This is a genomic window from Bacteroides caecigallinarum (genome assembly GCF_021531075.1).
In the GTDB taxonomy this organism is placed as follows: domain Bacteria; phylum Bacteroidota; class Bacteroidia; order Bacteroidales; family Bacteroidaceae; genus Phocaeicola; species Phocaeicola caecigallinarum_B.
In genome coordinates, this window is sequence record NZ_JADYTJ010000171.1 from 1 (window position 1) to 261 (window position 261).

Below are 261 nucleotides of genomic sequence, written 5' to 3' on the forward strand. Positions count from 1 at the left end.
CGCCTACAAGCGGTCGGAGCTCTGCAAAGAGTGACGGCGTGCCTTTTGCATAATGAACCTACGAGTTACCGTGTCCGGCGAGGTTAAGGGTCATGAGACCCGGATCCGAAGCGAAAGCGAGTCTGAAGAGGGCGTCAAGTCGGATGCGGTAGACGCGAAACCAAGTGATCTACCCTTGGCCAGGATGAAGTCTGGGTAACACCAGATGGAGGTCCGCACCAATAAGCGTTGAAAAGCTTCTGGATGAGCTGAGGGTAGGGG

1 rRNA gene is annotated in these 261 nt (G+C 55.6%); it reads left to right on the forward strand.

From position 1 onward, the window contains the following. Positions 1-261: ribosomal RNA gene (locus tag I6E11_RS14940) — 23S ribosomal RNA — on the forward strand; the annotation flags it as partial.